This is a genomic window from Streptomyces sp. NPDC037083 (genome assembly GCF_055606485.1).
On the sequence record NZ_JBVJSQ010000002.1, the window covers coordinates 405687 to 417203 of the forward strand.

The following is an 11517-nucleotide window of genomic DNA, read 5'->3' on the forward strand; positions in this document are numbered from 1 at the left end:
GGGCTCGGGGCCGGTCAGCGGTGGTCGCTCCCCGCCGACTGGGTCGCCGCCCGGCCCGCTTCCAGGCGGGCGACCGGGATGCGGAACGGGGAGCAGGAGACGTAGTCCAGGCCCACCTCGTGGAAGAAGTGCACCGACTCCGGGTCGCCGCCGTGCTCGCCGCAGACGCCGAGCTTGAGGTCGGGGCGGGTGCGGCGGCCCGCCTCCGCGGCCGCCTTCACCAGGGAGCCGACGCCGTCCTTGTCGATCGTCTCGAAGGGGCTGACGCCGAAGATGCCCTTCTCCAGGTACGCGGTGAAGAAGGAGGCCTCGACGTCGTCGCGGCTGAAGCCCCACACCGTCTGGGTGAGGTCGTTCGTGCCGAACGAGAAGAACTCCGCCGCCTCGGCGATCTGGCCGGCGGTGAGGGCCGCCCGCGGGAGTTCGATCATCGTGCCGATCGCCAGCTTCAGCTCGACGCCGGTCGCCGCCTCGACCTCCGCGATGACCTGGTCGGCCTCCTCGCGGACGATCTCCAGCTCCTGGACCGTGCCGACCAGCGGGATCATGATCTCGGCGCGCGGGTCGCCCTTGGCGTTCCTGCGCTCCGCCGCCGCCTCGGCGATGGCGCGGACCTGCATGGTGAACAGGCCGGGGATGACCAGCCCGAGGCGCACGCCCCGCAGGCCCAGCATGGGGTTCTGCTCGTGCAGCCGGTGGACGGCCTGCAGCAGGCGCAGGTCGTTCTCGTGGGACTCCTGGCGGGACTCCGCCAGCGCCACCCGCACCGACAGTTCGGTGATGTCGGGCAGGAACTCGTGCAGCGGCGGGTCCAGGAGGCGGACCGTCACCGGGAGGCCGTCCATGGCCTCGAAGAGCTCGACGAAGTCCTTCTTCTGCAGCGGCAGGAGCTGCTTCAGGGACTCTTCGCGCTCCTCCTGCGTGTCCGCCAGGATCAGGCGCTCCACCTGCTCACGGCGGTCGCCGAGGAACATGTGCTCCGTGCGGCACAGGCCGATGCCCTGCGCGCCGAAGCGACGGGCGCGCAGCGCGTCCTCGGCGTTGTCGGCGTTGGCCCGCACCCGCAGCCGGCGCTTGCGGTCCGCGAAGGCCATGATGCGGTGGACCGCCTCGACCAGTTCGTCGGCGTCGTCCGCGCCCGCGTGCATCCGGCCCTCGAAGTACTCGACGACCGGGGACGGGACGACGGGTACCTCGCCGAGGTACACCTTGCCCGAGGAGCCGTCGATGGAGATGACGTCGCCCTCCTCGACCACATGGCCGCCCGGGACCGTCATCCGGCGGCGCTTGGTGTCGACCTCGAGCTCCTCCGCGCCGCACACACAGGTCTTGCCCATGCCGCGGGCCACCACGGCGGCGTGCGAGGTCTTTCCGCCGCGGCTGGTCAGGATGCCCTCGGCCGCGATCATGCCGTCGAGGTCGTCGGGGTTGGTCTCGCGGCGGACGAGGATGACCTTCTCGCCCGAGCGCGACCACTTGACGGCCGTGTAGGAGTCGAACACCGCCTTGCCGACGGCCGCGCCCGGGGAGGCCGCGATGCCCCGGCCGACCTTCTCCACCTTCGCGTCCTCGTCGAAGCGGGGGAACATCAGCTGGGCGAGCTGGGCTCCGGTGACGCGCTGCAGCGCCTCGGTCTCGTCGATCAGGCCCTGGTCGACGAGCTGGGTCGCGATGCGGAAGGCCGCGCCCGCGGTGCGCTTGCCGACGCGCGTCTGCAGCATCCACAGCTGACCGCGCTCGATCGTGAACTCGATGTCGCAGAGGTCCTTGTAGTGGTTCTCCAGCGTCTCCATGATCTGCATCAGCTGGTCGTACGACTTCTTGTCGATCTGCTCGAGCTCCGCGAGCGGGACCGTGTTGCGGATGCCGGCGACGACGTCCTCGCCCTGGGCGTTCTGCAGGTAGTCGCCGTAGACGCCCTGGTGGCCGGAGGCGGGGTCGCGGGTGAAGGCGACGCCCGTGCCCGAGTCGGGGCCGAGGTTGCCGAAGACCATGGAACAGACGTTGACGGCCGTGCCCAGGTCGTGCGGGATGCGCTCCTGGCGGCGGTAGAGCTTCGCGCGGTCGCCGTTCCAGGAGTCGAAGACGGCCTTGATGGCGAGGTCCATCTGCTCGCGCGGGTCCTGCGGGAAGTCGCGGCCGGCCTCGGTCTTGACGATCTTCTTGAAGCGGGTGACCAGCTTCTTCAGGTCCGCCGCCTCCAGCTCGGTGTCGACGGAGACCTTCTTGGCGGCCTTCGCCGACTCCAGCGCGTCCTCGAAGAGCTCGCCGTCGACGCCGAGGACCGTCTTGCCGAACATCTGGATCAGGCGGCGGTAGGAGTCCCACGCGAAGCGGTCGTCGCCGGCCTGCTTGGCCAGGCCCTGGACCGACTTGTCGGAGAGGCCGATGTTCAGGACGGTGTCCATCATGCCCGGCATGGAGAACTTCGCGCCCGAGCGGACGGACACCAGCAGCGGGTCGTCGGCCTGGCCGAGCTTCTTGCCCATGCGCTCTTCGAGGGCGACGAGGTGCGCACTCACCTCGTCACGCAGTGCCTCGGGCTCGTCGCCGCTGTCGAGGTAGACCTTGCAGGCCTCGGTGGTGATCGTGAAGCCCGGAGGGACGGGAAGGCCCAGGTTGGTCATCTCGGCGAGGTTCGCGCCCTTGCCGCCGAGGAGGTCCTTGAGGTCCTTGTTGCCCTCGGTGAAGTCGTAGACGAACTTCACGCCCTCAACGCTCGCGGCCGGCTCGGCTACCGGGAGATCTTTGTTTTCCGACACGGGTCTCGACTCCTCGAGGACGCGGTGGCTGCCCTGACGGCCAGGAACATACCCAGATCGAAGGCTCCTGGGTACGTCCACTTGCGCGTCATGTGCCCGTAACCAATCGTCCGCCAGCGGATCGAAAGTCAAGGCTTGGCAAGCGCAAGGCCGTCGATGTTTTCACTTCTTGAAAGCAAGTCCCTTCCATGAGCCTCATTCGCGCTCGAATGAGCATCACACGGCACGGTTGATTTCGATCGATGAACGATCAAGGGGTGGCACTGAGTGCCACCCCTTGGAGAAGTGCAGTCGTTCTTGATTCGCTCATCTGAGCACTTCCCCCCTCAGGGGTGGCGAGAATCACGCTCCCGCAGGCGGCTCGAGTTCACCATGCGGACGCGCCCCGGAGACGGAAACCTGCCTGTCACACGGGTCTCCTCACACGAGCGCCGCACACGGGCGCTCCTCATGAGCGTCCCCCACACCCGGAACCCCGGCAACCGCTCGTCAGACCCCCAGGGCGAGCAACCGCTCCTCCGCCCGGTCCGGCGCGTAAAGGTGCTCCACGACCAGCGCACCCGCCCCCACCAGGCCCGCCCGCTCGCCCAGCCGCGAGGTCACGACGTCCAGGCGGGCCGTGGAGCGGGGCAGCGCACGCTGGTAGAGCAGTTCGCGCACGCCCGTGAGGAACGCGGTTCCGGCCAGATCTCCGGCGATCATCAGAACCCCGGGATTGAGCAGGGTCACGACCGTCGCCAGCACGTCCCCGACGCTGCGCCCGGCCTCCCGGGCCAGCGCGGCCGCCCCGGGGTGCCCGGCGGCGAGCAGGTCGCGCACATCCGAGCCGGAGGACGCCGGTATGCCCGTCTCGGCGAGCCGACGCGCCACGGCCCCGCCGCTGGCCACGGCGGCGAGACAGCCGTAGGACCCGCAGCGGCACAGCGCGTCCGCGCCGACCCGGATGTGCCCGATGTCGCCGGCCCCGCCGTCGACGCCCCGGAAGATCGAGCCGTCGACCACGACCCCGGCGCCGATGCCGGTGGACACCTTGACCAGGACGAACGCCGAACAGTCGGCGTAGCCGGTGCGCTGCTCGCCGTACGCCATGAGGTTCGCGTCGTTGTCGACCAGGACAGGGACCGGCGCCCCGGCACCGGTGTCGGTGCGCTCCGCGAAGGCCCGCGCGAGGCGCCCGCGTATGTCGTAACCGTCCCAGCCGGGCATGATCGGAGGCTGGACGACCCGGCCCGTCTCGCTGTCGACCGGGCCCGGGACGGCGAGGCCGATGCCGCACACCTCGTCCGGCCGGTGCCCCGCCTTGACCAGCAGCTCGGCGAACCAGCCGCCCAGCTCGCCGAGGACGGCGTCCGGGCCGTCCTCGACGGCCAGCGTGCCGCCGTGCTCGGCCAGGATCTCGCCGGTCAGGGTCAGCACGGCGGCGCGCGCGTGCCGCGTGTCCAGGTCCGCCGCCAGGACGATCGCGTGGGCGTCGTCGAACTCCAGGGTGATCGAGGGGCGGCCGCCCAGCGGCGAGTCGACCGGGCCACCGGCGCCCTCGCGGAGCCAGCCCGCACGGAAGAGGCGGTCCAGGCGTTGACCCACGGTCGCCCGGGAGAGGCCCGTGGCCTGCTGGAGCGCGCCACGCGTCGTCGCGCGCCCCTTGCGCACCAGTTCGAGCAGATCTCCGGCGCTGCCCTGACCTCGTCCCGTCATGCGCACCCCCTTGTGTTTCTCAAGCTTGCATTACATATTGAGTTTTGCGTGTTAAATAGACGTAACCCTACGGTAGCCGCTGCCGAACCAGGCGGCCTCGTCGTCTTCGGGGAGCCCCGAGTGGATCGCACCGCCCAGCTCATCGCCCGCGCGGCGGAGGTCGCCGTTGCATACAATCCGGCGGCTCCGCCGGGTCCGCCGCCCGTCAGGGCACCGCGTCTCCAGGCTCCGCACCGCGAAACCCTGCACCTCAGGGCGGCTGCCGTGCTGGAGGCCAACTGGACGGGCACCTCCACGGTGCCGTCACGTGGTCTGTACCCGCACCAGTGGTCCTGGGACTCGGCCTTCATCGCCATCGGCCTGCGGCACGTCTCGCCGCACCGGGCGCAGACGGAGCTGGAGACGCTGCTGGACGCCCAATGGGGCGACGGACGCGTCCCGCACATCGTCTTCAACCCCTCCGTACCGCTCGACGCGTACTTCCCGAGCCCGGACTTCTGGCGCTCCTCGACCGCGGGGCGCGCTGCGGGCGCCCCGCGCACCGTACAGACCTCGGGCATCGTGCAGCCACCGGTGCACGCGCTCGCGGCCTGGCTGGTGCACCGCGCCGACCCGGGGCTCTCGCGCGCCCGCGGCTTCCTCGCCCGGGTCTACCCCCGGCTCGCCGCCTGGCACCGCTATCTGCTGCACCGGCGGGACCTGGGCGGGGGCGGGCTGGTGTCGGTCGTCCACCCGTGGGAGCAGGGCATGGACAACGCCCCGAGCTGGGACGCTCCGCTCGCCCGGGTCGCCCCGGCCCCGGCCCGCTCCTTCCGTCGCGCCGACCTCGACCACGGGTCGGCCGAGGACCGGCCGACGGACCTGGACTACGGGCGGTACGTGCGGCTGGCGACGCGGTACCGGGACGGCGGGTACGCCGACGGGGGCGGCGAGTTCGCCGTCGAGGACCCCTCCTTCAACGCGCTGCTCATCGCCTCCGAGCACGCGCTCGCGCACATCGCGCAGGAGCTCGGCGCGACGGGCACGGCCCGCCACGCCCGCGCCGAGCGGCTCACGGCAGCGCTCGTCGAGCGCCTGTGGGACCCGGCCGAGGGCATGTTCTTCTGCCGTGACCTGCGCGCCGACGGCCCGGCCGGCGACGGATCGCCGGACCGGGTCCGGCGGCCCCGGCACCCTGGAGGGAGCCGTCCGGACGGCGACCGGCAGCCGGACACTGACCGGCACCCGGGCTCCGACCGGCGCCCGGACTCCCCTGAGGGCCGGGACGGACGGGACCCGGCCCCGGGCCGGCGGTCCACCGCCGGGGTCCTCGTCGCCGAGCGCGGGGTGTCCGGCCTGGTGCCGCTGTTGCTGCCCCGTCTGCCGCGCGAGGTGGTCGACGGGCTGGTGGGGGCGCTGCGCGGCCCGCACTTCGGACTGGGCGCCGTCACCCGTCTGGCGCCCAGTTACGACCTGCTCGGCGAGGCCTTCGACCCGCACCGCTACTGGCGCGGGCCGGCCTGGTTCAACACGAGCTGGCTCATCGAACGGGGTCTGCGGCTGCACGGCCGCCGGGCCGAGGCCGAGGCGCTGCGCCGGGCCGTCCTGGACATCGCGGGCGGCTCGGACTTCGCGGAGTACGTCGACCCGTACACAGGTGAGGCCTGTGGCGCGACCCGCTTCAGCTGGACGGCCGCGCTCACGCTCGACCTCATCCACCAGGACATGTCAGGCAGCGGTACCAAGGGAGGGGACCTGGGATGACGGACCGGCATCATCTGCTCGTGTTCGGCGGGACGTTCGCGGCCGTGGGCGAGAGCGGGGACATCAGCGGCGTACGGGCCTCCGGGCCGGCCTCGGGATCGCCCGAGGGGTTGTTCGTCCGGGACGCCCGGCACCTCAGCCGCTGGCAGCTGACGGTCGACGGCGCCGTACCGGAGGCTCTCTCGCCGGTCACGGAGAGTGACACGGCACGCTGCGTGCTCGTCCCGCGCGGCGGCCGCAACGAGCCGCCGTCCTGCACGCTCTTCCGCGAACAGGCCGTCGGCGACAGCTCGTTCGTGGAGTCGCTGCGGGTGGTCAGCAACCGCCCGGTGCCGACCACGGTCCGCCTCGCGATCACCGCCGACGCCGACTTCACCGACCAGTTCGAACTGCGCTCCGACCACCGCACCTACGCCAAGACGGGGGTCGTGCGCCGACGCCAGGTCCTCGACGACGGCGTGGAGTTCACCTACCGGCGCGGCGAGTGGACGTCCTGTACGACGGTGACGGCCGAGCCCGCGCCGGACGGCGTCGAGGAGACCGGCACCGGCGCCCGCCGCCTGGTGTGGAGGCTGGAGCTCGATCCGCACGGCTCGGCGGAGCTGACCGTGCGGGTGATGGCGCGGCCGCACGGCGAGAAGCGGGCCCTCAGGGTGCCCCGCTCGCCCGCCTCGGTCACCGGGCAACTCCTGTCCCAGGAGGACGAGTTCGCGGAGGGCGTGGCCTTCCCGACCGGCTGGCCAGAGCTGGCGGCCGCCTGTTCGCGCGGTCTCTCGGATCTGGCCGCGCTCCAGGTCCAGGCAACCGGCCCGGACGGCGAGGATCTGCGCGTCCCGGCGGCGGGCGCCCCCTGGTTCCTCACCCTGCTGGGCCGCGACGCCCTCCTCACCTCCCTCTTCGCGCTCCCGTACCACCCGCGCCCGGCCGCCGCCACGCTCCTCGCGCTCGCCGCGACGCAGGCCACCGAGGCCGTCGCGCGGACGGTGTCGCAACCCGGCAAGATCGTGCACGAGGTGCGGCACGGCGAGCTCGCCCACTTCGGGCAGGTGCCGTACGGCCGCTACTACGGCTCGGTGGACGCGACGCCCCTGTTCCTCGTCGTCCTCGGCGCGTACGTCGAGCAGACCGGCGACGCGGCGCTGGCGCGTCGGCTGGAGCCGCACGCGCGCGCGGCGGTCGGCTGGATGCTGGACCACGGCGGGCTCACCTCCCGCGGCTATCTGGTCTACCGCGCCGACCAGGGCGGTCTGGCCAACCAGAACTGGAAGGACTCCCCCGGCGCCATCTGCTCCGCGGACGGTGCACGCCCGACCGGGGCGGTGATGGCGGCGGGCGCCCAGGGGTACGCGTACGACGCGCTGCGCCGCACGGCGTGGGTGGCGCGCACGGTGTGGGAGGACGAGAAGTACGCGGCGCTCCTCGAACAGGCCGCCGCCGATCTGCGCGACCGCTTCCAGCGGGACTTCTGGATGCCGGACCGCTCCTTCCCGGCGCTCGCGCTGGACGGCGAGGGCCGGCAGGTCGACGCGCTCGCCTCGGACGCCGGTCATCTGCTCTGGTCGGGCCTGCTGGACAAGGAGTACGGGGAGATCGTCGGGCGGCGTCTGCTGGAGCCGGACTTCTTCTCCGGCTGGGGGGTGCGCACCCTGGCGGCCGGTCAGCCGGCGTACCACCCGCTCTCCTACCACCGCGGCTCGGTCTGGCCGCACGACAACGCGCTGATCACGCTGGGTCTCGCCCGTTACGGCCTGCACGACGAAGCCCGTACGGTCGCCCACGCGCTGGTCGACGCGGCGACCGCGACCGGCCACCGGCTCCCCGAGGTCCTCGCGGGCTACGGCCGCGACACCCACGCGCAGCCGGTGCCGTACCCGCACGCCTGCGTACGGGAGTCCCGCTCGGCGGCGGCCCCGCTGGCGCTGCTCACGGCGGTCGGCGGCGCGTAGCGGGGCGGCTTGGCGTGGCGTTTGCGCGGTGTTTGCCGAGCGCTGGCCCGGGGGGCTGAACGCGGGCCGGGGGCAGGCCGTACGAAACTGTGGCGGATCCGGCCGGTGCCGGATCCGCCGAACCGCCGGGCTTCGTACGGAAGGACCCTCGGGTGCCTGTCTCCACTCCCTCATCCCAGCTGCCTGAATCGAAGGACCCCGAGGACGACGCCGTGGATTCCCCGGAGACCGCGGACGCCGTGGAAACCGCTGAGGCCGTGGAAACCGCTGAGGCTGTGGAAGCCGCCGACGTCGCGGAAACCGCTGAGGCCGTGGACGTCGCCGACGCCCTGGACGCCCCAGAGACCGTCGAGACCGTCGAGACCGTCGAGACCGTCGAGGCCGTCGAGACCGAAGATGCCGGGGCGCCCGCCCCGGAAGAGGCCGCGACCGGTCCCGCGCCCCGGGGTCTCCGGGCCCGCGTGGCGTATTTGCGCGCCTGGCGGGGCAGGCATCCGCAGGCCGCGCGGGGGGTGTGGTGGACGGTGACGGCCCTGTCCCTGGTCCTCGTGCTCGGGGCGCTGCTGCTGCCGAACCGGGTCAACGGGCTCCAGGTCAACCGGTTCACGCGGCTGCCGGTCGAGGCGATCCTGGGCGCGTCCCTGCTGCTGGCGCTGCCCCGCCGGGCGCGGATCGCCGTCGCGGCGCTGGGCGGGGTGCTCCTCGGGGCGCTGGTCGTGATCGACCTGCTCGACATGGGCTTCGTGGAGTACCTGGGCCGTGACTTCAACCTCGTCCTGGACTGGGGGCTGCTGGACGACGCGCAGTCCTACGTCGCGGACTCGATGGGCCGGGCGACGGCCGTGGGCGCCGCGATCGGCCTCGTCGTCCTGATCGTCGCCCTGTTCACGGTGATGGCCCTGGCGACGGTCCGGCTGAGCAACCTGCTGGTGCTCGACGGCCAGCGGGCGAGCCGGGTCACGCTGATCGCGGCGACCGTGTGGGTCACCTGCTCCGTGGTGGGCCTGCAGAACGCCGGGGTGCCAGTCGCCTCCTACCGCGCCGGGGACGCGCTGATCAACAAGGGACGCCAGGTGCGGCAGACCCTCGCGGACGAGGCGGCGTTCGGCAAGGAGGCCCGCTACGACACGTTCGGGGCCACCCCGGCCGACCAGCTCGTGCCGGACCTGCGGGGCAAGGACGTGATCTTCACGTTCATCGAGAGCTACGGCCGCAGCGCCATCGAGGACCCGGTCATGGCGCCGGGCGTCGACAGCACCCTCGACACCAGCACGCGGGCCCTGACGAAGGCGGGCTTCCACGCCAAGAGCGGCTGGCTGACCTCGGCGACCTACGGCGGCAGCAGCTGGCTGGGCCACTCCACCACGCTGTCCGGCCTGTGGGTCGACAACCAGCAGCGCTACAGCACGGTGATGGCGAGCGACCACCTGTCCCTGACCAAGGCGTTCCAGAAGACCGGCGCGTGGGACACCGTCGGTGTCATGCCGGGTGTGCAGAAGGGCTGGCCGGAGGCGAAGTTCTACGGCCTGGACAAGGTCTACGACGCCTTCTCGATGGGCTACCGGGGACCGAAGTTCAGCTGGTCGACCATGCCCGACCAGTATGCCCTCGAAGCGTTCCAGCGGCTGGAGCACGGCCGCAGGGGCCGCGACAAACCGCTGATGTCGGAGATCATCCTGACCTCCAGCCACCAGCCCTGGGCGCCGATACCGAAGATGGTCGGCTGGGACGGACTCGGCGACGGGTCGGTCTTCGAGGACATCCAGAAGGCGGGCAGGAAGGCGTCCGAGGTCATCGCCGACGGCGCCGCGTCCAAGCAGGAGTACGGCAGGTCCATCGAGTACTCGGTGACCGCCCTCACCCAGTGGCTGGAGCGCTACGGCACGGACGACACCGTCCTGGTCTTCCTCGGCGACCACCAGCCCATAGCCCGGGTCAGCGGCGACAACGCCAGCCGGGACGTGCCGATCTCGATCGTCGCCAAGGACCCGAAGGTCCTCGACAAGATCGCCGCCTGGAACTGGACGGACGGCCTGAAGCCCGCGCACGACGCGCCGGTGTGGAAGATGAGCTCGTTCCGCGACCGGTTCCTCACGGCCTACGGCTCGACCCCGCACCCGTCGGAGGGCTGACGGTCACCGGGGCGCAGCAGGGGGCCGCGAGGCCCCTCGGTCAGCCGCCGGAGGTGTCGAGTTCGGCGTCCTCGCCGATGCCCGCGCAGTCGTAGGGGTCCTTCAGCCAGCCGTCCGGCAGGACGACCCTGTTGTTGCCGGAGGTGCGGCCGCGGGGGCCGTCGGCGCCGGTGGGCCAGGGCTGGTCGAGGTCCAGTTCGTCGAGTCCGGCGCGGAGTTCGGCGAGGGAGGACGTGATCGCGAGGCGCTTGCGCATCTCGCTGCCGACCGCGAAGCCCTTGAGGTACCAGGCGACGTGCTTGCGGAAGTCGACGACGCCCTTGGACTCGTCGCCGATCCACTCGCCGAGGAGGGTGGCGTGGCGGACCATGACGTCGGCGACCTCGCGCAGGGACGGTGCGGCGACGTCGTCCGCGCGGCCCTCGAAGGCGGCCACCAGATCGGCGAACAGCCACGGCCGGCCGAGGCAGCCGCGTCCGACGACGACCCCGTCGCAGCCGGTCTCGCGCACCATCCGCAGCGCGTCCTGAGCCGACCAGATGTCGCCGTTGCCGAGGACGGGGATCTCCGGGACGTGTTCCTTCAGGCGGGCGATCGCGTCCCAGTCCGCCGTGCCGCCGTAGTGCTGGGCGGCCGTGCGGCCGTGCAGGGCGATGGACGTCACGCCCTCCTCGACGGCGATGCGGCCGGCGTCGAGGTAGGTGATGTGGTCGTCGTCGATGCCCTTGCGCATCTTCATCGTCACCGGGAGGTCCCCGGCGCCGCTCACCGCCTCGCGCAGGATCGCGCGGAGCAGGTTGCGCTTGTACGGGAGGGCGGAGCCGCCGCCCTTGCGCGTCACCTTGGGGACCGGGCAGCCGAAGTTGAGGTCGATGTGGTCGGCGAGGCCCTCCTCCGCGATCATGCGGACGGCCTTGCCGACGGTGGCCGGGTCGACGCCGTACAGCTGGATCGAGCGCGGCTTCTCGGTCGCGTCGAAGTGGATCAGCTGCATGGTCTTCTCGTTGCGCTCGACCAGCGCCCGGGTCGTGATCATCTCGCTGACGAACAGGCCCTTGCCGCCGCTGAACTCCCTGCACAGGGTGCGGAAGGGCGCGTTCGTGATCCCGGCCATGGGGGCCAGGACGACGGGCGGCTGGACGGTGTGCGGGCCGATCTGCAAGGGGGACACGGGCGTGGACATTGCTCCATTGTCGCGTATGCCGAGGGGTACCCGGACAGCCGGAGGCCCGCCGGCCG

At 72.0% G+C, this 11517-nt stretch carries 6 protein-coding genes; 3 read left to right on the forward strand and 3 right to left on the reverse strand.

Going from position 1 to position 11517, the window contains the following annotated elements:
• Nucleotides 1-14: 14 nt before the first annotated feature.
• Together ppdK and ACZ7DE_RS06605 are read right to left on the reverse strand one after the other, a co-directional pair.
• On the reverse strand, nucleotides 15-2762 hold the full coding sequence (ppdK, locus tag ACZ7DE_RS06600; protein ID WP_470758613.1) for a pyruvate, phosphate dikinase: 2748 nt from the start codon (nucleotides 2760-2762) through the stop codon (nucleotides 15-17).
• 489 nt (nucleotides 2763-3251) lie between these two features.
• The gene (locus ACZ7DE_RS06605) at nucleotides 3252-4457 is read right to left on the reverse strand and encodes an ROK family protein (RefSeq protein ID WP_470758614.1); all 1206 of its coding nucleotides are present in this window, start codon (nucleotides 4455-4457) and stop codon (nucleotides 3252-3254) included.
• Between the two features lie 120 nt (nucleotides 4458-4577).
• Here ACZ7DE_RS06605 and ACZ7DE_RS06610 point away from each other — a divergent pair, with 120 nt between their 5' ends.
• The 3 genes from ACZ7DE_RS06610 (at nucleotide 4578) to ACZ7DE_RS06620 (ending at nucleotide 10278) form a co-directional block, all read left to right on the forward strand.
• A complete protein-coding gene (locus ACZ7DE_RS06610) occupies nucleotides 4578-6200 on the forward strand; it encodes an MGH1-like glycoside hydrolase domain-containing protein (protein ID WP_470758615.1) in 1623 nt (540 codons plus the stop codon).
• Complete coding sequence (locus tag ACZ7DE_RS06615) at nucleotides 6197-8146, forward strand: amylo-alpha-1,6-glucosidase (RefSeq protein ID WP_470758616.1); 1950 nt, start codon at nucleotides 6197-6199, stop codon at nucleotides 8144-8146. Before ACZ7DE_RS06610 ends, ACZ7DE_RS06615 begins: the two co-directional genes overlap by 4 nt.
• Nucleotides 8147-8358: 212 nt before the next feature.
• Complete coding sequence (locus ACZ7DE_RS06620) at nucleotides 8359-10278, forward strand: LTA synthase family protein (protein WP_470758617.1); 1920 nt, start codon at nucleotides 8359-8361, stop codon at nucleotides 10276-10278.
• A 40-nt stretch (nucleotides 10279-10318) separates the two neighbouring features.
• Here ACZ7DE_RS06620 and dusB read toward each other — a convergent pair whose 3' ends face one another.
• Nucleotides 10319-11461: a tRNA dihydrouridine synthase DusB gene (gene dusB, locus ACZ7DE_RS06625; RefSeq protein WP_470758618.1), complete on the reverse strand. Its 1143-nt coding sequence runs from the start codon at nucleotides 11459-11461 to the stop codon at nucleotides 10319-10321.
• Nucleotides 11462-11517 lie beyond the last annotated feature (56 nt).

Coding starts and splice junctions, on each gene's coding strand:
- ACZ7DE_RS06605 (WP_470758614.1), bottom strand. CDS start 4,457: ATGACGGGACGAGGTCAGGGCAGCGCCGGAGATCTGCTCGAACTGGTG.
- dusB (WP_470758618.1), bottom strand. CDS start 11,461: ATGTCCACGCCCGTGTCCCCCTTGCAGATCGGCCCGCACACCGTCCAG.
- ACZ7DE_RS06615 (WP_470758616.1), top strand. CDS start 6,197: ATGACGGACCGGCATCATCTGCTCGTGTTCGGCGGGACGTTCGCGGCC.